Raw genomic sequence first — 21899 nt, 5'->3', positions numbered from 1 at the left:
ATTATATTGATTTCAAATCAGCTTTGCAGTGATTTGGAATCAATTTAGAAAGAGCGATTATGCTCATTTAAAACAAACTGACGAGAAATTACTTTCTCTATCAAATGATTTCTCATTTGTTTTTGACTTCACTTTCGTGAAATCTACTCACTCGTTGTTCAGTTTTCAAAGACCAATTTGTTCGTTTTGTTGTTACCAGTTGTTCTCGGCGACAACTTCTATATCTTATCATAGTAAGTTATGATTTTGCAAGAAGTTTTTTTGAAGAGATTTAAAATCAATTTGCATTGATTTGTCTCTCTACTTCCCATTCACAAAGGAAGCGAGAATTAATTTAACATATATTAATTAAGTTAGTCAATACTTTTTTGATATTTTAATTCTTGAATTGTGGAAACCTACTGTTACGTGCATATTTAGAGAGTTCTTTCGGGGGGGCAAACCGCGCATACATACGAAACACTACCTTATATCGTTTAGCAATAGATTGTTTGATGTCCTCATCTAATCGCTTATCTCCTAGATCCATTAACATTTCATCTAATTCTTTACGTAGGACATAATCCAGTTCCTTACACTCTTTATCGTTAAATAGCATACCCAGCATATATTGTTGCCTCCTCATTATGTAACTAACAGATTGCAGGCTGGGTTATTCCAAGCCAATCCGTATAGCTGTTTTACTGTTATGCTCATATTTTGGAAAAAATATGAGCATAACTCATAAAAAGTTTTTACTGCATTAACCAAAATGTTAATGTGCTTTCAATAATTGCTGCAATAAAGAGCAAAATCACGATCCACAATGAAACTGGACCCACACTTTTGAAGAACTCACTCCACACTTGACCTAGATTTGCCCGCTTCTCACGATTCCATTGTCCTATACTCATCCATACTAGGGAACCCAACCGTAATCCGAATGCGCATGCGATTATAATAGCCGGAATCTCAATAATGCCATGCGGTAGCAAACCTTTTACAATCACTTCGAACATACTTTCACCCTGTACTGCTAAGTGATGCACCAAATATCCTAGAACCATACCGTTAATCATCAGAAACACAACCGGTAATATACCTAAAAAGATACCAAAGAAAATAATTAATACTGCCTTTATGCTGTTATTCAAAAAGATAAACACAAAAAAGCTTAACTGCGGCCGCTCCGATTCCCCTAAACTCTGGCTAATTTGGCGGATTCCATCAATCTGTTGGTTAATGAAATTTGAAATGGTATCTGTACTAAGCCATCCAACCGCAATTCCTAGAATAAATATCAATGTAGATACCATCATCGTTTTTTTAATTGAAGATATATCCCTCATAAATGTGGAGAATTTAAACATGAGTAACCTCCTAAAAGTTTTTGGTACAAAAACTACTTCGTAAGCTTAATCCTAAAAGTTTTGGGACAAAACTACTTCGTAAGCTTAATCCTAAGTTTTTGGTACAAAAACTACTCTCATAAATAGCTATTGAGTAATAACTATAAAGTACGAGCATAGACTTTGAAGTAAACAAGCATTCGTGCATGAGAGGGGCGCTTTATCCAATGAATTCATTTTTTTACGTATTAAGCTGGAAGAAAATCAAACGATATTTGCTAGTTACGGCTGCTGCGTTATTTGCAATTGGAGTAGTGTATATTGAACGGGATCAAATCACAGTATTCTCTGAAGGGGCTCCATCAGCCATTTACAGCGTTCCCACTGACAAGAAGTTAATAGCCTTGACCTTCGACATAAGTTGGGGAGATACACGACCAAGTCCCATTATTAAGATTTTGAAAGACAAAAAGGTACAGAAGTCTACGTTCTTCCTTTCCTCTCCTTGGAGCAAAAGTCACCCAGACATCGTCAAGGATATCAAAGATAGCGGCTTTGAGATTGGAAGTCATGGTCACAAACATGTCAATTACACGACCCTTAGCGATGATGAGATTCGTAAACAGATTGCAACAGCCAACTCTGTATTAACCGATATGACCGGTAAAGAACCCAACCTACTCCGTTTGCCCAATGGTGATTTTGATAAAAGGGTATTACGAATTGCAGAAAGCATGAATTATAAAGTAATTCAATGGGATACTGATTCTCTAGATTGGAAAAACATTGGTGTTCAGAATATTGTCGAACGTGTCGTTAGTAAAGCACACCCTGGTGATATTGTATTGCTACATGCAAGTGATTCATCCAAACAAACGCATGAAGCACTTCCCTTTATTATTGATCAACTCCGTCAACAAGGGTACGAGTTCGTAACGGTGTCTGATTTAATTAACCAAACGGATACAAAGGGAACTGAAGTTCGTGACCAAGCATTGACGCAAGACTCCCTGGATAGTTCATCCGGACAATAAACTTATAACTCACAGATTAAAAAAAGAGCTAAGTGACTTAGCTCTTTTTATTTGCTACAACACGGTGAAGAATTAAGATTTGAAATGCATTACAAGCTAGTAAAGGAATAACGATAAGTGCTGTTGCATTGTTAACGTTAATTTTGAGTCCACCAACAATTTCTATAATGGTAACCGCAATCAAAAAGAACAATGTTGGAATCCAAGCTGAAGCGTTCGTTAGCTTTGTCTTGAAGTAAGCTACTACTACTGAAACAATAAGAATGACTCCACCTAGAACAAGATCAGACTTATTCCCACTCTCTCCCCCCACAAACGTACGGAAGAACATTAACTCAAGCAACGCTAAAATAGTTAGTACCATCTGTATGTATTGCCAACCTCTTTTGGAAAATACACCATTCCCCATGTAATTCAAAATTAGATAAGCAAAAAAACCAAGTTGTGAATACACGCTTGCAAGCATTCCATAACCAAATAAAATAACGAAGTATGCGACATAATCCGAAAAACCTTTGAAAGATATCGCACCACTTCCCACTTGCAAACCAATTCCAGTAATGACGGAAGCTACTGCACCTACTAATAATGTTTCCCAAAATAACTTAAACCATTTTCTTAAAGTCAAAAAATCACCCCCATAACAATAGATTTTACCAACGTTCTCACTAAAAAACCATTACCCCCCGAACATATTTATGATTTTACCTTCACATACTACATCTAGGATTAATGCTAAGGAGGACAAACTCAGATGAAATTAACGGATATACGCGTCATTGGACTGATTTGCGTTCTTGCTACTGCTCTAACTGCCTGTGGCTCAGAACAAAGCAGCTCATCTTCCCAAACGGGATATAAAGAAATAAAATCCATGGTAGTGGATATTCTTAAAAGCGATGAAGGTAAGAAGGCTGTGGAAGAAGCTATGAACGGAGGAGATTCTTCTGGTGGTGGCATGAGTATGAAAATGTTATCGTCAGCTTCAACAGAAGAGATCCGAACTGCAGTAAAGGATACCATTACAGCACCTGAGTATGAAAAGAAAATCGAAGAAATCATGAAAGATCCCAAGTTCGCTGGTGATTTTGCAAAAGCTATAAGTTCACAAAGTAAAGACTTACACCAACAATTAATTAAAGATCCTACTTATCAAAAGTCGGTTCAAGACATCATGAAATCTCCAGAAGTCACGAAAATGTTTCTAGATATGACTAAATCATCTGATTTTCGTAAACAATCCATGACGATTATGACAGAAGCCATGCAGAATCCTTTATTTAAAATGGAGGTCATGGAATTATTAAAATCCGTCGTGAAAACCGAATTAGAACCAAAGGGTGATGATAAAGAAAAGAAAGATGGTGGTGGTGGCGAAGGTAGTGAAGGGGGTGGCGGAGAAACAAAAGGTGGCGAGGAAGGCGAGTAACCTATTTGTAAAAAAAGCCCCCGATTAGGGAGCTCTTCAAATATTCGGACTGACTTTAATTAGGTCAGTCCTTTTCACATTTAGCAATAACAGCTGTAGCGATCTCATGATAGATTTGACCGCTTGTTGAATCGGCCTTGTATACAGAAGGTGAGAAGTCAGGTTCCGAAATATGATTATTAGGAATCCCTAGAGGTAATTGAGCTAATAATTCAGTGTGAAGAGTCTCAGCTAATCGCCCTCCGCCTCCTCTACCGAATACATAATCACGATCTCCACAACTCGAGCATTCATAATATGACATGTTCTCAACTACGCCCAAGATCTCATGATTCGTTTGGAGAGCCATAGCACCAGCTCTAGCGGCAACAAAGGCAGCAGTCGCATGTGGTGTTGTCACAATAATCTCTTTGCTCTGAGGTAGCATCTGATGGATATCAAGAGCAACATCACCGGTTCCTGGTGGTAGGTCTAGTAGTAAATAATCCAATTCGCCCCAACCCACATCACTTAGAAATTGACGTAACATCTTGCCTAACATCGGTCCACGCCAAATAACTGGATTGTTCTCACGAATAAAGAAACCCATGGACATCACTTTTACTCCAAATCGTTCTACTGGTAGAATCAAATCATCTTCTACAATCGGTCCTTCTTCAAGTCCCATCATATCTGGGATACTGAAACCGTATATGTCGGCGTCAATCAGACCCACACGTTTTCCTTGGCGGGCTAAAGCAACAGCTAAGTTAACGGTTACCGTTGATTTACCAACGCCACCTTTACCACTAGCTATAGAAATAAAGTGTACGCCCGAATCTTCTTTAATAAGGGCATGATCTTCTAGTCCGGCTGCATGACCCTTTTTTAAGATTGCTTCATCATCTTCAGATAATTGTTCCCCAAAGGCTAATTTACGATCATAATCGGTAGCCTCACGGATGCGGATATGAATTTCATTCGCACCTAAATTACCTAATCGATGACGAATTTCCTTATCCATCTCTTCCTGATAGTCTTCACTTGTGTCAAGAACAATTACTGAAAGGGAGACTTTGTTATCTTTTATTATAATATCTCGAATAAGCTGCAGCTCGATTAAGCTTTTACCACTGGTAGGTTCAGCCATCGATTGTAGAACTTCTTGTACTGACTCTCTTGATATCATGATAGTAGCACCTCTGCTTCGTATATTGGCATATATATCTATTATATCTTACCCTTCTCATTCTGACGACACTTTGATCTTCTCACCTGAGGCATATCGTAAAATCCCCTTATAAATAGATGCAGCTACTTTCCTCTGATACTCAACATCTTTTAACAACGTTGCTTCTTCCTCATGTGAGAGAAAGCCGACTTCTACCAAGGCAGCTGGAATTTTTAAAGCTCGAAGTAAATAAACCGTATTCACTGTTTTGGCAATACGATCTGTATTCTCTAAATTCCGTTTCATTTCCTCTTGCATCAAGTTAGCAAGATTAGGATTATCAGGATGATTAGGATAATAGAATACTTGAGCACCTCTCCAGCGGTTCGAAGGAATACTATTCATGTGAACACTGACAAAAAGATTTGCCTGCTGATCTTCTATTACCTTGACACGCTGCTTCAAGTCCTCCGTTTTGCGTTTCGAATAACCCTTAGTATCAGGAGAAGCCAAGTCATAATCCCCCTCACGTGTCACTCTAACAACGGCCCCAGCCTCTTGGAGATAATCACGTAAATAAAGGGTAATAGCAAGGTTAATATCCTTCTCAATGACACCTTGTCTACTTACAGCTCCCCCATCTACTCCTCCGTGGCCAGCATCAAGAACAATGACTTTCCCAGCCAAAGGTAAACTCCAGTACTTCGTTGTATTCTCAGTGGGAACATCGTATGTAGCTATTGCTACAAAGACAAACAGTAAACAAACTCCAAACAGTAGCTTTTTAAGGGTGCTCAGCCGAATCCATACTGTAACGATATCTGACTTAGGCTTGGACATAAAAAAGACCACCTCCTGTCCCATAGACTCTTAAACATCTATATGGGCGGAAATGGACAAATAGTACTCAATATATATTTGGATCGTTATATGGATGTAACTTGTTCAGCCATACCTTCAATGAGGACCTGAGCAACTTCTGGACGTGTAAATTCCGGCGGAGGACAGAGACCCTCACGTAACAAACCTCGCACTTTTGTTCCTGACAAGGTCATATGGTCTTCTCGACCATGCGGGCATGTTTTACTTGAAGCCATATTACCGCATTTCGTACAGAAGAAGCTATGCTCAAAGAATAAAGGTGTAATAGCTAATTCTTCTGCTGTGAAATTCTTAAATATTTCCTGTGCTTCATAAGTACCATAATAGTCTCCTACACCTGCATGATCTCTTCCCACGATGAAGTGTGTACATCCATAATTCTTTCGAACAATCGCATGGAATATAGCCTCGCGTGGTCCTGCGTAACGCATTGCTGCAGGAAAGACACCAAGAAACGCACGGTCTTCAGGATAATAATTTTTCAAAAGAGTTAGATAACTCTTCATCCGCACATCAGCTGGAACATCATCGGATTTCGTCTCTCCTACAAGTGGATTCAAGAAAAGGGCATCCACAATCTCCATCGCACTCTTCTGTATATATTCATGTGCGCGATGAACAGGATTTCTAGTCTGAAAGCCTACGACAGTATTCCACCCTTTCTCCGCAAACAATTGACGAGTTTCCGCTGGTTCATAGTAGAATTCTTTAAATTTGGCAGGTTCAGGTCGATTTAACACTTGAATTGCGCCACCTACATAGGTTGAAGAGCGCTTTATCAGTTTTCTGACACCCGGATGTTCTGGATCATTTGTCTTAAAGACCTTAAGTGCTTCCTCATCTTGATCTACGGTATAGATACTCTCTACATTCAGCGTACCGTACACAACTCCGTCTGTTTCACCCACAAGGGCTACTTGTTCACCCAGTTTAAGATCTGAGGCTCTAGCACCATCTACAGCCAGTGTAATTGGAATAGTCCACACTGTACCATCGGCAAGACGCATCGTGGAAATAACAGATCGATAGTCTTCTTCATTTAAGAAACCTGTTAGTGGCGAAAATGCCCCTACACCAATAAGATCTAAATCCGAGATTGTCCATGTGTTGATAGCTATTTGTTGAAAGCCTTGAGCCGCCTGCAAAAGCGCGTCTCTCTCCTCGCCATATACAATCTGCTGAATTAATTTGCCGCCATGCGGTAATATTGAAGTCATTGATTTCGCTCCCTGCTTCTTAATTTCGTTTCAATAGTTATTTATGAAGTCCACATTCTGTTTTCTCATTGCCTGCCCAACGGCCAGCACGAGGATCCTCACCAGGCATCACTTGACGTGTACAATATTCGCATCCAATACTAGGGTAATTCTGATCATGGAGTGGGTTATAGAGTACATTATTTGTTCTGATGTATTGCCACACATCATCAGATGTCCAAGAAGCAATGGGGTTAAATTTCATTAGTCCGAATTTTGCATCATATTCGATTTTACGCGTATTAGCACGTGTTGGTGCCTGATCACGACGAACACCCGTTATCCAAGCATCGTACTTAGATAAGATACGGGTAAGTGGTTCTACTTTACGTATGTTGCAACATTGATTGGCATCTACCGACCATAATGCTTCTCCATACTGTAGTGACTGTTCATCAGGAGTTAATTTTGGAGATACTCTAACGAATTCTAATCCGTACTTTTCCTCCATACGATCTCGAGTCTCATATGTTTCTTTAAAATGAAAGTCTGTATCTAAATAAAAGATATCTGTTGATGGACTAATTTTCTGAATCATATCAACTAGTACGACATCTTCTGCTCCAAAACTACAAGCAAATGTAAGGTTTGGAAATGTATCGATGGCAAAACGAATGACTTCTTCAGGTAAAGCATGCTCAAATTCTTCGGATTTTTCCTTGATGAGTTGCTCTTTCTCTAACAGATTCATTTTTCTTTCTCCCCCAATACAGTACAAAAATATAAAACATATAATACCTACTACTTTAATATGAATTATCTATTATTATAAATATTACCAGTTTAAAGTCAATATGTATTCACCTAATATCTTGTATTGTAGTAATAAAAAAATATAAAAGACCCATTTCATAAATGAAATAGGTCCACTTTGTGGATAACAAAAACTATGAATATAAAAATAAAAGCCTCTGGCCACAAGGGCCAAAGACTTGAATTTCTTGATACACAAGAAAAATGATATTAACGTTTTGAGAACTGAGGAGCACGACGTGCTGCTTTAAGTCCGTATTTCTTACGTTCTTTCATACGTGGGTCACGAGTTAAGAATCCTGCTTTCTTAAGAGAACCGCGCATTTCAGGATCTACTTTAAGCAATGCACGAGAAATACCGTGACGAATTGCTCCAGCTTGACCTGATGTTCCTCCACCATGAGCAATTACGAGAACATCGTATTTACCAAGTGTTTCTGTTAGGTTAAGTGGTTGTTTAACAATCAACTTAAGTGTTTCTAGACCGAAATATTCATTAATGTCGCGTTTATTAATGACAATGCGTCCTTCACCCGGTATAAGACGAACACGTGCTACCGAATGTTTACGACGACCTGTCCCATAGTATTGTACTTGTGCCATGAAACTGTCCTCCTTTTAAATTAGCCGCGAAGTTCGTAAACTTCTGGATTTTGTGCTGCATGTGGATGATCTGTGCCTGCATATACTTTAAGTCTCATTTGCATTTTATCGCCCATACGTGTTTTAGGAATCATACCTTTAACGGCTGCTTCGATAACACGCTCAGGATGAGTCTTAAGCATTTCTTGAGCTGTTGTTACTTTCAAACCACCATTATGCATGGAGTGACGGTAGTATTTCTTGTCAGTCAACTTTCTTCCTGTCAAGTGAATCTTCTCAGCATTGATTACAATAACGAAGTCGCCTGAATCAACATGAGTAGTGAATTGTGGCTTGTGTTTACCGCGAATTAGAGCAGCAACCTCAGTTGCCAAACGACCGAGCGTTTTACCATCGGCATCGATGATGTGCCAGTTGCGCTCTACTTCATTTGGCTTAGCCATATAGGTGGTACGCATAAATAGTTCCTCCTTGTTATCGTCCGAAAATCAAACATATTACATTTATCTTCGATCATAGTAGTTATCTAATATTATCAATTAAGTTTGAAGCAAATTGTGATTGTCTTATTTGGGGCTGTGGGAAAGCCATTAAGAAAACACAATTTTTATTGTACAGTATTCACGAGTAAACCGCAAGAGATTTATAAAGTTTTTTTCATATTGTCGCTATATTCTACATCCCAAAGTGTAAGGCCTTTTCCCTCCGCAGTAGGACCGGCTTGTGATCGATCTAAGGCTGCTATAATGCCTGGTATGTCCTCCGGAGACTTCTTACCTTCCCCAACCTCCAATAAAGTGCCCATTATAATACGAACCATGTGCTGAAGAAAGCCACTACCCGTTATATATGCATGGATAACACCTTGATCATTGGAAGATGAACGACACATGGATTCATCCACTTCAATATAAGCGTCAAATAATGTGCGTACATGTGATGTTTTCGTAGATCGACGTGAAGCAAATGATGTGAAGTCATAAGTTCCGATAAAATACTTTATAGCACTCTTCATTGCAACGATATCCAATCTCCCATGATGATGAAATTGAGTATGACGCTGAAATACATCAATGAATTGATTAGCATTTACTGTGTAACGGTACGTTTTGCGTTTCGCTGAACGACGAGAATGGAAGAGTTCTGTCACTTCAACTGCCTCTCTAACTACAATATCCGCAGGTAGTCTTGTATTAAGAGCCATAGGCCACCGTTGAACCGGAATCGAAGATAGAGACAAGAAGTTAAAGACCTGACCGTAAGCATGCACACCTGCATCTGTACGACCTGATGCTATTATCTTCACATCTTCACCTGTAAGCATGTTAATAGCCTTCTCAAGGTGATCCTGAATCGTCCTACCGTCACGCTGTGTTTGAAAGCCGTTATAGTTCGTCCCATCATAACTGACCTTCATGCATAAGTTGCGCAAAGTTACATCACCTCATTTAGCAAATCTACATCATCAAGGTTAAATGGCCATCGTAAATAATTACGATTTACATTACTTGATTGATAAGTAAAGGTCGGTGTGAACTTACACTTTCTTATCATTTAAAAAAGAAGCTCCTTTCGGAGCTTCCTCTATTCCGAAATGAAGTGAAAAAAGGGTTAATACAGAATCAACGATTACTGCTTACCCTTTCAACATTTCGATAGTTTACGCGCGGTCTACTAATTCCAAGTAAACCATTGGCGCAGAATCGCCACGACGAGGTCCTAGTTTAAGGATACGAGTGTATCCACCTGGACGTTCTGAGTAACGAGGTGCCAAATCGGTAAACAATTTTTGAATAGCATCTTGCTCGCCATCCACTGTTTCACGACGTACGAATGCAGCTACTTGACGACGTGCATGAAGATCTCCCTTTTTAGCCTTGGTGATCAATCTTTCAGCAATAGAACGAACTTCTTTTGCTTTCGCTTCCGTTGTTTGGATGCGTTCGTATAAGAATAGGTCCGTTACTAAGTCACGAAATAATGCTTTACGTGCGCTTGCATCGCGGCCCAACTTTTGGTATGCCATGTTTTTCCCTCCTTCACTAACAATCTAAGAAGCTATTCTTCTGTCCGAAGTCCCAAACCGAGTTCCTCGAGTTTTTCTTGCACTTCCTCCAAAGATTTGCGGCCCAAGTTACGAACCTTCATCATATCTTCTTCGGTCTTGGTTGTAAGTTCTTGTACTGTATTAATTCCAGCACGCTTGAGGCAGTTGTAAGAACGGACTGATAGATCGAGCTCTTCGATCGTCATCTCAAGCACTTTTTCTTTTTTGTCTTCTTCTTTTTCGACCATGATTTCAGCATCTTTAGCTTCGTCTGTGAGACCCACAAACAAGTTAACATGCTCAGTCAAAATTTTAGCTCCAAGACTCACTGCTTCTTCTGGTCTGATGCTTCCATCTGTCCAGATTTCCATCGTAAGCTTGTCGTAGTTAGTCACTTGACCAACACGTGTGTTCTCTACGCCATAATTAACGCGTGAGATCGGGGTATAGATGGAATCAATCGGAATGACGCCGATCGGTTGGTCATCATGTTTATTCCGATCTGCTTGAACATAACCACGGCCACGACTCGCAAAAATACGCATGTGTAGTCTGGATCCAGGACCCAATGTAGCAATGTGAAGATCAGGATTAAGAATTTCAACATCACTGTCGGCACGAATGTCTGCAGCTGTGATAACGCCTTCCCCTTCAGCATCAATCTCGAACACTTTCTCTTCGTCAGAATGAATTTTGAGGGATAGAGCTTTCAAATTCAGAATAATCTCCGTTACGTCTTCCATTACTCCTGGTACTGTTGTGAACTCATGTAGAACACCGTCAATCTGAACCGATGTAACGGCTGCACCTGGTAGTGAAGATAGTAAGATTCGACGAAGTGAATTCCCCAAAGTCTGACCATAGCCTCTTTCCAGTGGTTCTACAATGAATTTACCGTAAGTACCATTCTCATTGACGTCAATGGTCTCAATTTTCGGCTTTTCGATTTCAATCACGCATGTACCCTCCTTCAAACGTCGCTCCTATATAAACCAGTCACCTTGTCTTACATATCCATGTAGTATCCCTAAACAACCATTGTTAGCAGATTATTACAGTTTTATACTACATATATTCTGGTTGACTTAATTAGACACGACGACGTTTTGGTGGGCGGCATCCGTTATGTGGAACTGGAGTTACATCCTTAATTAGGTTGACTTCCAGACCAGCAGCTTGCAAAGAACGAATCGCTGCTTCACGACCAGCACCAGGACCTTTAACCATAACTTCTACCGATTTCATACCATGTTCCATTGCAGCTTTAGCAGCTGTTTCAGCAGCCATTTGTGCAGCAAATGGAGTTGATTTACGGGAACCTCTGAAACCTAGTCCACCTGAACTAGCCCATGAGATTGCATTACCGTGTGGGTCAGTGATCGTTACGATTGTATTGTTGAACGTGGAACGAATATGAGCCACGCCAGATTCAATATTTTTACGGTCGCGACGTTTAGTACGTACGACTTTTTTTGGTTTAGCCATTGTCTTTTATCCCCCCTTATTATTTCTTCTTGTTCGCTACCGTACGACGAGGGCCTTTCCGTGTACGTGCATTCGTCTTAGTACGTTGTCCGCGAACCGGCAACCCACGGCGATGACGCACACCACGATAGCAACCAATTTCAACTAGACGTTTAATATTCAAGGAAATTTCACGACGTAGGTCACCTTCAACCTTAACACTCTTATCGATCGTTTCACGCAATTTGCTAACTTCATCTTCAGTCAAATCTCTAACACGAGTCTCTGAACTAATGCCTGTATCTTCTAGAATTTTCTTGGAAGTCGTTCTACCGATTCCGAAAATGTAAGTCAAGGCGATCTCAACGCGCTTATCACGTGGTAAATCCACACCAGCTATACGAGCCATTTTACGCTACACCCCCTTCTTAACCTTGTTTTTGTTTATGTTTCGGATTTTCACAAATCACCATTACAGTCCCTTTACGACGAATGACTTTGCATTTTTCGCACATGGGTTTTACAGAAGGTCTTACCTTCATGTTAATTACCTCCTCAAAGTTTTGCGAAGCAAAACTGACTTCGAAAGCATATACCAAGTTTTGCAAAGCAAAACTGACATCGAAAGCGTTGGAAAGTTAATATTATTAATCTTCCCTGATAAGGATCAGCTCCGTTTTGCCGGGCAAAACAGGTGTTACGCTAATTCTTGTTGTACTGCTATTTACGGTAAGTTATACGACCTTTGGTTAGATCATAAGGTGATAACTGTACGACCACTTTGTCTCCTGTCAGAATACGGATAAAGTGCATCCGTAGCTTTCCTGAAACATGACCCAGTATTTGATGACCGTTCTCAAGTTCAACCTTGAACGTTGCATTTGGAAGCAGTTCAAGTACCGTACCTTCTACTTCAATTACGTCTTCTTTAGCCACAATTAGTCTCCTCTCTGTTCAGCATGTGATTCGGTAGATTGTCTAAACTTCATCACTGCATAACGCAGTTTTCCGTTTGTGACCCGACCGTTTTCCATTAAACTGTTTACAACCTCACTGCTAATGTACGATTGGGTTTCCAAATGAAGAAGGTTTTTCTTCTTCGCTTGGTCAAACTTTCGTTTATCCCCATCCGCAATATAGACGAACTTGTTATCGGCATGGGAGAGGACTACTGCTACCTGTCCGGCATCCTTGCCTCTCAGTATCTTCACAATTTGACCAATATGCGGTATGGATTGGTTATTCAATGACCATCACCTACCACTTCAGTTTTGTGAAATAAATTATACCTTCCGGAGTACATTGCAAACAGGCATACAACCGGTGTGACAAGTGCAACTCCCGTGAATGTCCATTCTTTCAGAACACTCAACCATGGCTGAGCACTCTCCAGAAATCTAGAACACGGGATATATCTAAGCGTAGATTCCATGGAAACCACAGTCCTGCGCTCTGATGTCTAACTTAACAATGTGGTCTTCGTTTAATTTGCGTTTACCGGAGGATCCAGGGACTATGACCGAAGTGCAAATGCTAGTAAGGAAACCATTGTAATCTTTATCAGACGATACTAAAGCTTGACTACGAATGAATGGTTCAGCAAGTTGACTTGTAGTCACAACATGCCCTGCTTCGCTCATAAGCCCACGTTCTGTTTCGGACTTACTAATGATCATTACACCTAACCTCGCAATATTGACACGATCTCAGCTGAAACCGAATCAATTTCCTTTTCACCATCGATCTGACGCAATAAACCTTTGTTATCATAAAACTCTAGGAGTGGTGCTGTTTTGTTGATATATTCGTCAAGGCGTTTTCCTACACTCTCTTCGTTATCATCAGAGCGTTGGTATAACTCCCCTCCGTCAATATCACATACACCTTCCTGTTTAGACGGATTAAATATCACATGATATGTGGCTCCACAGTCTCTACAAATACGACGTCCAGTTAAACGCGCCATTAATTTATCGCGATCAACCTTCAGATTAATGACATGATCCAATTTGGTATTCAAGCGGGACAGAATTTCTTCTAGCGCTTCCGCTTGCGAAAGGGTTCTTGGAAAACCATCCAATAAAAAACCTTTTTCGCAATCGGACTGCTGTAGACGTTCACCCACAATGCCAATCGTTACATCATCCGGTACTAGTAAACCTTGATCCATATATTCTTTGGCTTTCATTCCGATCGGTGTTTCCTGTTTAATCGCCAGACGAAATGCATCGCCTGTGGATATGTGAGGAATACCAAATTCGTTAACTACAGCCGCTGCTTGTGTACCTTTACCTGCCCCAGGAGGTCCCATGAAAAGAATGTTCACGATTATCACTCCCCCAAGAATTCCTATTGCTTGAAATATAGGTGCCGGGAAGTTCTACAACTTCACCGGTCCTCTTATTTATTAATGAAACCTTTGTAATGACGTTTGATCAATTGGCCTTCAATTTGCTTCATAGTGTCCAATGCAACACCGATAACGATGAGGAGAGCAGTTCCCCCGATTTGCACGGATTTAGGCAATCCAGCCAAGCTACCTAAGAAGATCGGCATTAGCGATATAACCGCTAAGAATATTGCACCGGACATTGTCAAACGAGACATAACGCGGGTCATATATTTCTCAGTTGCTTTCCCTGGACGAATCCCTGGAATATATCCACCGTTTTTCTTCATATTATCAGCCATTTGTTGAGGATTCATCTGTACAAATGTATAGAAGAATGTAAATCCAATAATCAAGATAACATACAAGACCATACCCAATGGTTGATCAGTATTAAAGTTAGTACTAACCCATTTAGCCCAAGTATGTGTGGACCAGAAGTTAGCTAGAATGATTGGAAATTGAAGCAATGATATGGCGAAAATGACTGGAATTACGCCCGCTGCATTGATCTTAAGCGGAATATGCGTATTTTGTCCTCCATACATTTTATTTCCAACGACACGTTTAGCATATTGTACTGGAATCTTACGAATCGCTTGTTGGATGTATATAACACCAATAACAATCAGTACAACAACAACAACTAAAAGAATCGTCTTCAATGAATTCATAAATGCTTGATTATCCTGAATGAAGGAAGATTGAGCCGTAGTAGTGATATATTGTGGAATGTTGGCTACGATACCTGCAAAGATAAGCATCGAAATCCCGTTTCCTATACCCTTCTCCGTAATTTGCTCACCCAACCACATCAGAAAAGCAGTACCTGCTGTCAACACAAGAGCGATCAATGCATATTTAACGAAACTTGCATTAGGAACCATTTGTGTACCATACATACGGTTGAAACCGATAGACATAGCAAACGCCTGAACTAATCCCAATACAATCGTACCATAGCGTGTCAATTGTGCTGATTTTTTCTTACCGTGTTCGCCTTGTTTGGCCCACTCGGCAAGCTTGGGTATAACATCCATGGAGAGCAATTGCACTATGATGGATGCTGTAATATATGGCGTAATCCCGAGGGCGAATATAGAGAAATTCTGTAATGCGCCACCCGAGAACGTATTGAGGAGACCAAACAAATCTGCACCCGCACCGCTGTTATTCATAAGAACGGACTTATCGACACCAGGTACTGGAACAAAGCTACCTATGCGATAAATGAATAATACAAACAGTGTGAATAGGATTCGTTTACGTAGATCCTCAATATGCCAAATATTTTTGATCGTCTTAATCATTAGATCACCTCGGTTTTACCGCCGGCAGCCTCGATTTTCTCTACCGCAGATTGAGAAAACTTATTCGCTTTGACAGACAGCTTAACTGTAACTTCGCCGTTGCCAAGAATCTTGATTCCGCTTTTAGCATTTTTCACGATTCCATTTTCGAACAAAAATTCTGGTGTTACTTCTGTATCTGCTGCAAAGTTGTTAAGATCTTCGATGTTCACGATCGCATATTCTTTACGCGTTGGATTAGTAAATCCGCGTTTAGGTAAGCGACGATACAACGGGTTTTGTCCACCTTCGAAACCAGGGCGAACTCCACCGCCGGAACGAGAGTTTTGACCTTTATGGCCACGACCTGATGTTTTACCTGTACCACTTGATGTTCCGCGTCCAACACGTTTGCGTTCTTTACGGGAACCAGGGGCAGAGGAAAGCTCATGTAATTTCATCGTTCGTTGCACCTCCTTAAGATTTGTAGGTTAATCTTTGTAGATTAACCTTCGATTTCTGTTACTGATACTAAATGGGATACTTTATTGATCATTCCGCGAATCGCAGGATTGTCGTTATGAACAACAGTTTTGTTGATTTTTCTCAAACCAAGTGTGTTGACAGTCGCACGTTGATCTTCAGGACGACCGATCAAGCTACGAACGAGGGTGATTTGAAGCTTTGTCATGACATTCCCTCCCTTAACCGAGCAATTCTTCGACGGATTTGCCGCGTAATTTCGCAACATCCTCAGCGCGTTTCAGACGGGATAATCCCTCTAAAGTTGCGTTGACCATATTCATGGAGTTCGAAGAACCCAGAGATTTTGTCAAGATATCGCCCACACCAGCAAGTTCAAGTACAGCACGTACAGGACCGCCAGCAATAACTCCAGTACCTTCTGATGCTGGTTTCATAAAGACCCGACCAGCTCCGAATTTACCTGTTACAGTGTGAGGAATCGATGTTCCAACAAGTGGAACATGAATTAGATTTTTCTTAGCATCTTCAATACCTTTGCGAATCGCATCAGGTACTTCGCCCGCTTTACCGATACCGGCGCCAACATAACCTTTGCCATCGCCGACAACTACCAACGCGCTAAAGCTAAAACGGCGTCCGCCTTTTACAACTTTTGCTACGCGGTTAATATTTACAACTCTTTCAGTCAGTTCTAAAGTATTCGGATCTACACGCAAGTCGTTAACCTCCTTTTTAAAAAATATCTTAGAATTCTAAGCCTGCTTCACGAGCAGCATCTGCAAGTGCTTGAATTCGTCCGTGATATAAGTATCCTCCGCGGTCAAAAACAACGGAAGCATAGCCCTTATCTTTCGCACGTTTAGCAACTAATTCTCCCACTTTACGAGCTGATTCAACATTAGCACCGTTAGTGATCCCTTCAGTCAATTCCTTATCGACAGTAGATGCTGATACCAATGTAACACCAGCAACATCATCGATCAACTGAGCATAGATATGTTTGGAAGAACGGAAAACGTTGAGACGAGGACGTTCAGCTGTTCCAGTAATTCTCTTACGAACACGAAGATGTCTGCGTACACGCGCTTTGTTCTTATCTTGTTTTGTAATCATGAATTCCTTTTCACTCCTTTCAGTTTGCCTTCAAAGCTTCAAGTTAAGACGCACAGGATAAATCTGGATTAAGAAAAAATAACTTATTTTTTCTTACCAGCTTTACCTTCCTTACGGATAATGCGTTCACCTTCATACTTAATCCCTTTACCTTTGTAAGGTTCAGGCTCACGTACCGAACGGATATTAGCAGCATAAGCTCCTACGCGTTCTTTATCGATGCCTTTAACAAGGATCTTTGTGTTCACAGGTACTTCAAATTCAATACCTGGTTCTGGAGTGATTTCAACAGGGTGTGAGTAACCTACGTTTAGAACGATCTTATCTCCGGATTTGCTTGCACGATATCCGACCCCAACCAATTCTAGAGATTTCGAGAATCCTTCAGTTACACCAGTCACCATATTGTTGACAACGCTGCGGGTCGTGCCGTGAAGAGAACGATGCGTTTTGTTGTCAGATGGACGTTCAACAAGAATTTCATTATTATCTACTGTTACCTTCATGTCTTTATGAAGTTCACGAGTCAAAGTTCCTTTAGGACCTTTAACAGTAATAACAGTATTGTTCAAAGTGATTTCTACACCACTTGGTACTGTAATTGGTTTGCGACCAATACGAGACATATATGTTGCACCTCCTTGTCTTGTGACTTTATATTACCAAACGTAGCAGACAACTTCTCCGCCAGATTTAGATTGACGCGCTTCTTTATCGGTCATAACTCCCTTTGAAGTAGAGATAATCGCGATACCTAGACCGCCTAGTACACGTGGAACTTCGTTGCTCTTCGTGTACACGCGAAGGCCTGGTTTACTAATTCTTTTCAAACCTGTGATAACACGTTCGTTGTTTTGTCCATATTTCAAGAAAATACGGATAATCCCTTGTTTGTTATCAGCGACAACTTCTGCGTCGCGGATGAATCCTTCACGCTTCAAAATATCAGCGATTTGTTTCTTCATCGTTGAAGCAGGCATTTCTACCGTTTCGTGACGTACTGTATTAGCGTTACGAATACGAGTTAGCATATCTGCAATTGGATCAGACATAGTCATGTGTGTAAACCTCCTTCCCGTTTATGGACTTCTTACCAGCTTGCTTTTTTCACGCCAGGAATCTGGCCCTTATAAGCTAATTCACGGAAACAAATTCTGCAAATTTTAAACTTTTGCAGTACCGAATGTGGACGACCGCAACGTTCGCAACGTGTATATGCACGAACTTTGTATTTAGGCGTACGTTGTTGTTTTACTTTCATCGAAGTTTTTGCCACTTAGACTGACACCTCCTAATAATTTTCGGAGAAATGGATTTGCGAAATTACTTTGCAAAAGGCATTCCCATTTGAGCAAGTAGCTCGCGGGACTCTTCATCAGTATTAGCTGTCGTTACAATAACGATATCCATACCGCGAACTTTATCCACCTTGTCATATTCAATCTCAGGGAAAATTAATTGTTCCTTGAGTCCAAGTGTGTAGTTACCGCGGCCATCAAAAGCCTTAGCAGATACACCGTGGAAGTCACGAACACGAGGAAGAGTGATGTTGAACAATTTATCTAAGAAATAATACATGCGTTCACCACGAAGTGTAACTTTAACACCGATCGGCATGTTTTCACGTAGTTTGAAACCAGCGATAGATTTCTTAGCGCGAGTGATAATTGGTTTTTGACCCGAAATCAGTTGCATATCAGCAACAGCGGAATCAAGAACTTTAGAGTTAGAAACAGCTTCACCAACACCCATGTTGATAACAACTTTCTCAATCTTAGGCACTTGCATTACTGTTGTATAATTAAACTTCTGCATCAAAGCAGGTGTAATTTCGTTCAAGTAACGTTCTTTTAATCTTACTGCCATGAATCACAAACCTCCTTTCTTCACTAATAAATTAGTCGATAACTTCTCCGGACTTTTTCGCTACGCGAACCTTTTGTCCGTTATCCAATACTTTGTATCCGATACGAGTTACTGTTCCGCTCTTTGGATCGATATGCATCACGTTTGAAACGTGAATAGCTGCTTCCTGCTCAATGATACCGCCTTGTGGGTTAGATTGGTTAGGCTTTTGATGTTTCTTCATCATGTTAACACCTTCAACCAAGACCCGGTTTTGACGAGGGTAGGCTGCAATGACACGACCTTTTTTACCTTTGTCTTTACCACTAATCACCATGACTGTATCATCTTTTTTGACATGCAGCTTATTGCTATGGGATTCTAGAACTTTTTTCACTTTTGGCATTTGTTACACCTCCTGCTGCTTGCTATTCCTTGCAAGTTTAAGGTTATTTGAATTAGATAACTTCCGGTGCCAAGGAAACGATTTTCATGAAGTCTCTGTCGCGAAGTTCGCGAGCAACAGGTCCAAAAATACGAGTTCCACGTGGGCTCTTATCATCTTTAACAACAACTGCAGCATTTTCATCAAATGTGATATACGAACCGTCTTTACGACGAACAGTACGTTTAGTACGAACCACTACAGCTCTTACTACATCACCCTTTTTGACAACGCCGCCTGGTGTTGCAGCTTTGACAGAACATACGATCATATCACCAATAGCTGCTGTACGACGACCAGTTCCTCCTAAAACGCGGATACACATAAGTTCCTTCGCTCCGGAGTTGTCAGCTACATGCAAACGAGTAAATGGTTGAATCATTTAAATTTCCTCCTTTCGAAAAAAACTATCAAGGGGTTTAGAGGATAATCGCTTTTTCCACGATTTCGACTAATCTCCAGCGTTTATCCTTGGATAGCGGACGGGTTTCCATAACTTTAACGATATCCCCGATTTTCGCAGTATTGTTTTCATCATGCGCTTTAAATTTCTTAGTATGTTTAAGGCGCTTGTGATACAAATTGTGCTTTTTATGAGTTTCAACAGCAACAACAATAGTTTTATCCATTTTGTCACTGACTACTTTACCGACTTGCACTTTACGTGCATTACGTTCTTCAGTCATTGTAAGCCTCCTTCCTGAATATAGACAGGTTCAGTCCAATTCAATTAACTAATTCCAAGTAATCTTTCATGGATAATAGTTTTAGCACGAGCTATTTCTTTACGAACATCACGAATCCGTGTCGGATTGTCAAGCTGACCAGTAGCCAGTTGAAAACGAAGGTTAAAGAGTTCTTCTTTAAATCCGGATACCTTTTGTTCTATCTCAGCAGAGGTTAGGTTACGAAGTTCACTAGCTTTCATTTGCTTCACCACCCACTTCTTCACGTTTGATAAACTTAGTTTTGATTGGTAGTTTGTGAGCAGCAAGACGCATCGCTTCACGAGCGATCTCTTCCGGCACTCCACCAAGTTCAAACATGATTTTACCTGGTTTTACTACTGCAACCCATTTTTCCACGTTACCTTTACCACTACCCATACGTACTTCTAGAGGCTTCTGTGTGATTGGCTTATCCGGGAAAATTTTAATCCATACTTTACCACCACGTTTGATATAACGAGTCATAGCAATACGCGCAGCCTCGATCTGACGGTTAGTAATCCATGATGGCTCAAGAGCTACTAGACCGAATTCACCGAAATTCAATTCAGTTCCGCCTTTAGCTTGGCCTTTCATGTGTCCGCGTTGTTGCTTGCGGTGTTTTACACGTTTTGGTACCAACATGATTAGTTGCCTCCTTCCTGCGCAGCCTGTTTCTTAGCCGTAGGAAGAACCTCTCCACGATAGATCCATACTTTTACTCCGATTAGACCAAAAGTAGTAGCCGCTTCAGCCGTACCGTAGTCAATATCAGCACGAAGCGTATGAAGTGGAACAGTTCCTTCGCTATAGCCTTCCGAACGAGCGATCTCAGCACCGCCAAGACGTCCGCCAACTTGTGTTTTAATTCCTTTTGCACCAGAGCGCATAGTTCTTTGCATTGCTTGTTTCAAAGCACGACGGAAGGAAACACGACGTTCCAATTGTTGTGCAATGCTTTCTGCAACGAGAATAGCATCTAGTTCAGGATGTTTGATTTCAGAAATATTAATGTGAACTTTCTTACCAGCAGAAATCTTAGTAATTTGACTGCGAAGTACTTCTACTTCAGCGCCACCTTTACCAATTACCATTCCTGGCTTAGCAGTATGAATAGTAACATTCACACGATTAGCTGCACGTTCAATTTCAATGTGCGATACAGCTGAATCTTTTAATTTATTTTTAACGTATTCGCGAATTTTAACGTCTTCCATTAAAAGAGTACCGAACTCTTTTCCTGCAAACCATTTAGATTCCCAATCACGAATAATACCTACTCGTAGTCCTATTGGATTTACTTTTTGGCCCACTCGTTATCCCTCCTTATTTCTCAGATACCACCAAAGAGATGTGGCTAGTACGCTTGTTAATCTTGCTAGCGCGTCCCATCGCACGAGGACGGAAACGTTTCATCGTCGGTCCTTGGTTGACATAAACTTCACTAACATACAACTTGTTAACATCTAGTGAATAGTTGTGTTCAGCATTTGCGATAGCTGAGTTCAACAACTTTTCCACAACCGGGGAAGCGGCTTTCGGAGTGTGGCGAAGAATTGCGATTGCAGCGCCTACTTCTTTACCACGAATCAAGTCAACAACCAGTTGAACTTTACGAGAAGAAATCCGAATAGATTTAGCATGTGCTTTTGCTTCCATTGTTTTACCTCCTCTCAGAC

The 21899-nt window shown here is 40.7% G+C and carries 37 protein-coding genes; 2 read left to right on the top strand and 35 right to left on the bottom strand.

What is annotated here, in order from left to right; genetic code table 11:
* Positions 1–376: 376 nt before the first annotated feature.
* Both AC1D7X_RS23120 and AC1D7X_RS23115 read right to left on the bottom strand, forming a co-directional pair.
* Complete coding sequence (locus tag AC1D7X_RS23120) at positions 377–607, bottom strand: hypothetical protein (protein WP_495458464.1); 231 nt, start codon at positions 605–607, stop codon at positions 377–379.
* A gap of 127 nt (positions 608–734) precedes the next feature.
* Positions 735–1349: a stage II sporulation protein M gene (locus AC1D7X_RS23115; protein ID WP_495458465.1), complete on the bottom strand. Its 615-nt coding sequence runs from the start codon at positions 1347–1349 to the stop codon at positions 735–737.
* Between the two features lie 206 nt (positions 1350–1555).
* On the opposite strand from AC1D7X_RS23115, the gene pdaB reads away from it, so the two are divergent.
* Entirely contained in the window at positions 1556–2362 is an 807-nt protein-coding gene (gene pdaB / locus AC1D7X_RS23110; RefSeq protein ID WP_495458466.1) for a polysaccharide deacetylase family sporulation protein PdaB, read from the top strand.
* 37 nt (positions 2363–2399) lie between these two features.
* Here the strand turns inward: pdaB and AC1D7X_RS23105 are convergent, their stop codons facing one another.
* Positions 2400–2990 (bottom strand): KinB-signaling pathway activation protein, encoded by a 591-nt coding sequence (locus AC1D7X_RS23105; RefSeq protein WP_495458467.1) that lies wholly within the window; start codon positions 2988–2990, stop codon positions 2400–2402.
* 126 nt (positions 2991–3116) lie between these two features.
* On the opposite strand from AC1D7X_RS23105, the gene gerD reads away from it, so the two are divergent.
* Positions 3117–3791, top strand: a complete 675-nt coding sequence (gene gerD, locus AC1D7X_RS23100; protein ID WP_495476183.1) for a spore germination lipoprotein GerD — start codon at positions 3117–3119, stop codon at positions 3789–3791.
* 64 nt (positions 3792–3855) lie between these two features.
* Here gerD and AC1D7X_RS23095 read toward each other — a convergent pair whose 3' ends face one another.
* The 32 genes from AC1D7X_RS23095 to rplV form a co-directional block, all read right to left on the bottom strand.
* Positions 3856–4959 carry an Mrp/NBP35 family ATP-binding protein gene (locus AC1D7X_RS23095; RefSeq protein WP_495476182.1) on the bottom strand — a complete coding sequence of 368 codons (1104 nt, stop codon included), beginning with the start codon at positions 4957–4959 and terminating at the stop codon, positions 3856–3858.
* 57 nt (positions 4960–5016) lie between these two features.
* Complete coding sequence (gene cwlD, locus AC1D7X_RS23090) at positions 5017–5781, bottom strand: N-acetylmuramoyl-L-alanine amidase CwlD (protein ID WP_495458470.1); 765 nt, start codon at positions 5779–5781, stop codon at positions 5017–5019.
* Positions 5782–5867: 86 nt separating this feature from the next.
* Positions 5868–7040, bottom strand: a complete 1173-nt coding sequence (sat, locus tag AC1D7X_RS23085) for a sulfate adenylyltransferase (protein ID WP_495476181.1) — start codon at positions 7038–7040, stop codon at positions 5868–5870.
* A 37-nt stretch (positions 7041–7077) separates the two neighbouring features.
* Complete coding sequence (locus AC1D7X_RS23080; protein WP_495458472.1) at positions 7078–7770, bottom strand: phosphoadenylyl-sulfate reductase; 693 nt, start codon at positions 7768–7770, stop codon at positions 7078–7080.
* 272 nt (positions 7771–8042) lie between these two features.
* A complete protein-coding gene (gene rpsI, locus AC1D7X_RS23075; protein WP_068591195.1) occupies positions 8043–8435 on the bottom strand; it encodes a 30S ribosomal protein S9 in 393 nt (130 codons plus the stop codon).
* A gap of 20 nt (positions 8436–8455) precedes the next feature.
* Entirely contained in the window at positions 8456–8893 is a 438-nt protein-coding gene (gene rplM, locus AC1D7X_RS23070; protein ID WP_495458473.1) for a 50S ribosomal protein L13, read from the bottom strand.
* 185 nt (positions 8894–9078) lie between these two features.
* The gene (gene truA / locus AC1D7X_RS23065) at positions 9079–9867 is read right to left on the bottom strand and encodes a tRNA pseudouridine(38-40) synthase TruA (protein WP_495476180.1); all 789 of its coding nucleotides are present in this window, start codon (positions 9865–9867) and stop codon (positions 9079–9081) included.
* 228 nt (positions 9868–10095) lie between these two features.
* On the bottom strand, positions 10096–10461 hold the full coding sequence (rplQ, locus tag AC1D7X_RS23060; protein ID WP_495458475.1) for a 50S ribosomal protein L17: 366 nt from the start codon (positions 10459–10461) through the stop codon (positions 10096–10098).
* Between the two features lie 32 nt (positions 10462–10493).
* A complete protein-coding gene (locus AC1D7X_RS23055) occupies positions 10494–11438 on the bottom strand; it encodes a DNA-directed RNA polymerase subunit alpha (RefSeq protein WP_495458476.1) in 945 nt (314 codons plus the stop codon).
* A 133-nt stretch (positions 11439–11571) separates the two neighbouring features.
* On the bottom strand, positions 11572–11967 hold the full coding sequence (gene rpsK, locus AC1D7X_RS23050) for a 30S ribosomal protein S11 (RefSeq protein WP_068537278.1): 396 nt from the start codon (positions 11965–11967) through the stop codon (positions 11572–11574).
* Between the two features lie 19 nt (positions 11968–11986).
* On the bottom strand, positions 11987–12355 hold the full coding sequence (rpsM, locus tag AC1D7X_RS23045; protein ID WP_495458477.1) for a 30S ribosomal protein S13: 369 nt from the start codon (positions 12353–12355) through the stop codon (positions 11987–11989).
* 19 nt (positions 12356–12374) lie between these two features.
* Positions 12375–12488 carry a 50S ribosomal protein L36 gene (gene rpmJ / locus AC1D7X_RS23040; RefSeq protein ID WP_026688601.1) on the bottom strand — a complete coding sequence of 38 codons (114 nt, stop codon included), beginning with the start codon at positions 12486–12488 and terminating at the stop codon, positions 12375–12377.
* A gap of 178 nt (positions 12489–12666) precedes the next feature.
* Complete coding sequence (gene infA, locus AC1D7X_RS23035) at positions 12667–12882, bottom strand: translation initiation factor IF-1 (RefSeq protein WP_068537283.1); 216 nt, start codon at positions 12880–12882, stop codon at positions 12667–12669.
* A gap of 2 nt (positions 12883–12884) precedes the next feature.
* Positions 12885–13193: a hypothetical protein gene (locus AC1D7X_RS23030; protein ID WP_495458478.1), complete on the bottom strand. Its 309-nt coding sequence runs from the start codon at positions 13191–13193 to the stop codon at positions 12885–12887.
* A 168-nt stretch (positions 13194–13361) separates the two neighbouring features.
* Positions 13362–13622: a hypothetical protein gene (locus AC1D7X_RS23025; RefSeq protein ID WP_495458479.1), complete on the bottom strand. Its 261-nt coding sequence runs from the start codon at positions 13620–13622 to the stop codon at positions 13362–13364.
* 5 nt (positions 13623–13627) lie between these two features.
* Complete coding sequence (locus tag AC1D7X_RS23020) at positions 13628–14272, bottom strand: adenylate kinase (protein ID WP_495458480.1); 645 nt, start codon at positions 14270–14272, stop codon at positions 13628–13630.
* A gap of 74 nt (positions 14273–14346) precedes the next feature.
* Positions 14347–15645: a preprotein translocase subunit SecY gene (secY, locus tag AC1D7X_RS23015; RefSeq protein ID WP_495458481.1), complete on the bottom strand. Its 1299-nt coding sequence runs from the start codon at positions 15643–15645 to the stop codon at positions 14347–14349.
* Positions 15645–16085 (bottom strand): 50S ribosomal protein L15, encoded by a 441-nt coding sequence (gene rplO / locus AC1D7X_RS23010; RefSeq protein WP_068537293.1) that lies wholly within the window; start codon positions 16083–16085, stop codon positions 15645–15647. Before rplO ends, secY begins: the two co-directional genes overlap by 1 nt.
* Before the next feature lie 44 nt (positions 16086–16129).
* Positions 16130–16315 carry a 50S ribosomal protein L30 gene (gene rpmD, locus AC1D7X_RS23005; protein WP_495458482.1) on the bottom strand — a complete coding sequence of 62 codons (186 nt, stop codon included), beginning with the start codon at positions 16313–16315 and terminating at the stop codon, positions 16130–16132.
* Between the two features lie 13 nt (positions 16316–16328).
* Positions 16329–16826 carry a 30S ribosomal protein S5 gene (rpsE, locus tag AC1D7X_RS23000; RefSeq protein WP_068537297.1) on the bottom strand — a complete coding sequence of 166 codons (498 nt, stop codon included), beginning with the start codon at positions 16824–16826 and terminating at the stop codon, positions 16329–16331.
* 28 nt (positions 16827–16854) lie between these two features.
* On the bottom strand, positions 16855–17223 hold the full coding sequence (gene rplR / locus AC1D7X_RS22995) for a 50S ribosomal protein L18 (protein WP_495458483.1): 369 nt from the start codon (positions 17221–17223) through the stop codon (positions 16855–16857).
* An 83-nt stretch (positions 17224–17306) separates the two neighbouring features.
* The gene (gene rplF, locus AC1D7X_RS22990; RefSeq protein ID WP_495458484.1) at positions 17307–17849 is read right to left on the bottom strand and encodes a 50S ribosomal protein L6; all 543 of its coding nucleotides are present in this window, start codon (positions 17847–17849) and stop codon (positions 17307–17309) included.
* Positions 17850–17882: 33 nt separating this feature from the next.
* The gene (rpsH, locus tag AC1D7X_RS22985; RefSeq protein ID WP_068537302.1) at positions 17883–18281 is read right to left on the bottom strand and encodes a 30S ribosomal protein S8; all 399 of its coding nucleotides are present in this window, start codon (positions 18279–18281) and stop codon (positions 17883–17885) included.
* Between the two features lie 32 nt (positions 18282–18313).
* Positions 18314–18499 carry a type Z 30S ribosomal protein S14 gene (locus AC1D7X_RS22980; protein ID WP_074961883.1) on the bottom strand — a complete coding sequence of 62 codons (186 nt, stop codon included), beginning with the start codon at positions 18497–18499 and terminating at the stop codon, positions 18314–18316.
* A gap of 47 nt (positions 18500–18546) precedes the next feature.
* Positions 18547–19089 carry a 50S ribosomal protein L5 gene (gene rplE, locus AC1D7X_RS22975; protein WP_495458485.1) on the bottom strand — a complete coding sequence of 181 codons (543 nt, stop codon included), beginning with the start codon at positions 19087–19089 and terminating at the stop codon, positions 18547–18549.
* 31 nt (positions 19090–19120) lie between these two features.
* A complete protein-coding gene (gene rplX / locus AC1D7X_RS22970; RefSeq protein ID WP_495458486.1) occupies positions 19121–19474 on the bottom strand; it encodes a 50S ribosomal protein L24 in 354 nt (117 codons plus the stop codon).
* A gap of 52 nt (positions 19475–19526) precedes the next feature.
* The gene (gene rplN, locus AC1D7X_RS22965; RefSeq protein WP_495458487.1) at positions 19527–19895 is read right to left on the bottom strand and encodes a 50S ribosomal protein L14; all 369 of its coding nucleotides are present in this window, start codon (positions 19893–19895) and stop codon (positions 19527–19529) included.
* Between the two features lie 37 nt (positions 19896–19932).
* Positions 19933–20199, bottom strand: a complete 267-nt coding sequence (gene rpsQ / locus AC1D7X_RS22960; RefSeq protein WP_495458488.1) for a 30S ribosomal protein S17 — start codon at positions 20197–20199, stop codon at positions 19933–19935.
* 44 nt (positions 20200–20243) lie between these two features.
* Positions 20244–20441, bottom strand: coding sequence for a 50S ribosomal protein L29 (rpmC, locus tag AC1D7X_RS22955; RefSeq protein WP_068537312.1), 198 nt, complete (start codon positions 20439–20441; stop codon positions 20244–20246).
* The gene (gene rplP / locus AC1D7X_RS22950) at positions 20431–20865 is read right to left on the bottom strand and encodes a 50S ribosomal protein L16 (protein ID WP_495458489.1); all 435 of its coding nucleotides are present in this window, start codon (positions 20863–20865) and stop codon (positions 20431–20433) included. The genes rpmC and rplP overlap by 11 nt, the downstream gene beginning before the upstream one ends.
* Positions 20866–20867: 2 nt before the next feature.
* Positions 20868–21533: a 30S ribosomal protein S3 gene (rpsC, locus tag AC1D7X_RS22945; protein WP_495458490.1), complete on the bottom strand. Its 666-nt coding sequence runs from the start codon at positions 21531–21533 to the stop codon at positions 20868–20870.
* 13 nt (positions 21534–21546) lie between these two features.
* Complete coding sequence (gene rplV, locus AC1D7X_RS22940) at positions 21547–21879, bottom strand: 50S ribosomal protein L22 (protein WP_495458491.1); 333 nt, start codon at positions 21877–21879, stop codon at positions 21547–21549.
* Positions 21880–21899: the final 20 nt, after the last annotated feature.

The organism is Paenibacillus sp. Y568 (genome assembly GCF_059445545.1).
The sequence above is the reverse complement of the archived record's forward strand: the minus strand, read 5'-3'. Positions and strand labels throughout refer to the sequence as shown.

Coding starts and splice junctions, on each gene's coding strand:
- rpsI (WP_068591195.1), bottom strand. CDS start 8,435: ATGGCACAAGTACAATACTATGGGACAGGTCGTCGTAAACATTCGGTA.
- rpmJ (WP_026688601.1), bottom strand. CDS start 12,488: ATGAAGGTAAGACCTTCTGTAAAACCCATGTGCGAAAAATGCAAAGTC.
- rpsH (WP_068537302.1), bottom strand. CDS start 18,281: ATGACTATGTCTGATCCAATTGCAGATATGCTAACTCGTATTCGTAAC.
- rpsK (WP_068537278.1), bottom strand. CDS start 11,967: ATGGCTAAACCAAAAAAAGTCGTACGTACTAAACGTCGCGACCGTAAA.
- rplN (WP_495458487.1), bottom strand. CDS start 19,895: ATGATTCAACCATTTACTCGTTTGCATGTAGCTGACAACTCCGGAGCG.
- AC1D7X_RS23115 (WP_495458465.1), bottom strand. CDS start 1,349: ATGTTTAAATTCTCCACATTTATGAGGGATATATCTTCAATTAAAAAA.
- secY (WP_495458481.1), bottom strand. CDS start 15,645: ATGATTAAGACGATCAAAAATATTTGGCATATTGAGGATCTACGTAAA.
- pdaB (WP_495458466.1), top strand. CDS start 1,556: ATGAATTCATTTTTTTACGTATTAAGCTGGAAGAAAATCAAACGATAT.
- rpmC (WP_068537312.1), bottom strand. CDS start 20,441: ATGAAAGCTAGTGAACTTCGTAACCTAACCTCTGCTGAGATAGAACAA.
- rplE (WP_495458485.1), bottom strand. CDS start 19,089: ATGGCAGTAAGATTAAAAGAACGTTACTTGAACGAAATTACACCTGCT.
- AC1D7X_RS23095 (WP_495476182.1), bottom strand. CDS start 4,959: ATGATATCAAGAGAGTCAGTACAAGAAGTTCTACAATCGATGGCTGAA.
- rplP (WP_495458489.1), bottom strand. CDS start 20,865: ATGTTGGTACCAAAACGTGTAAAACACCGCAAGCAACAACGCGGACAC.
- rpsM (WP_495458477.1), bottom strand. CDS start 12,355: ATGGCTCGTATAGCTGGTGTGGATTTACCACGTGATAAGCGCGTTGAG.
- rplR (WP_495458483.1), bottom strand. CDS start 17,223: ATGATTACAAAACAAGATAAGAACAAAGCGCGTGTACGCAGACATCTT.
- AC1D7X_RS23080 (WP_495458472.1), bottom strand. CDS start 7,770: ATGAATCTGTTAGAGAAAGAGCAACTCATCAAGGAAAAATCCGAAGAA.
- rplO (WP_068537293.1), bottom strand. CDS start 16,085: ATGAAATTACATGAGCTTTCCTCTGCCCCTGGTTCCCGTAAAGAACGC.
- cwlD (WP_495458470.1), bottom strand. CDS start 5,781: ATGTCCAAGCCTAAGTCAGATATCGTTACAGTATGGATTCGGCTGAGC.
- rplV (WP_495458491.1), bottom strand. CDS start 21,879: ATGGAAGCAAAAGCACATGCTAAATCTATTCGGATTTCTTCTCGTAAA.
- gerD (WP_495476183.1), top strand. CDS start 3,117: ATGAAATTAACGGATATACGCGTCATTGGACTGATTTGCGTTCTTGCT.
- AC1D7X_RS23025 (WP_495458479.1), bottom strand. CDS start 13,622: ATGATCATTAGTAAGTCCGAAACAGAACGTGGGCTTATGAGCGAAGCA.
- AC1D7X_RS23120 (WP_495458464.1), bottom strand. CDS start 607: ATGCTGGGTATGCTATTTAACGATAAAGAGTGTAAGGAACTGGATTAT.
- rpsQ (WP_495458488.1), bottom strand. CDS start 20,199: ATGACTGAAGAACGTAATGCACGTAAAGTGCAAGTCGGTAAAGTAGTC.
- rplX (WP_495458486.1), bottom strand. CDS start 19,474: ATGCCAAAAGTGAAAAAAGTTCTAGAATCCCATAGCAATAAGCTGCAT.
- rplF (WP_495458484.1), bottom strand. CDS start 17,849: ATGTCTCGTATTGGTCGCAAACCAATTACAGTACCAAGTGGTGTAGAA.
- rplQ (WP_495458475.1), bottom strand. CDS start 10,461: ATGGCATACCAAAAGTTGGGCCGCGATGCAAGCGCACGTAAAGCATTA.
- rpmD (WP_495458482.1), bottom strand. CDS start 16,315: ATGACAAAGCTTCAAATCACCCTCGTTCGTAGCTTGATCGGTCGTCCT.
- rplM (WP_495458473.1), bottom strand. CDS start 8,893: ATGCGTACCACCTATATGGCTAAGCCAAATGAAGTAGAGCGCAACTGG.
- sat (WP_495476181.1), bottom strand. CDS start 7,040: ATGACTTCAATATTACCGCATGGCGGCAAATTAATTCAGCAGATTGTA.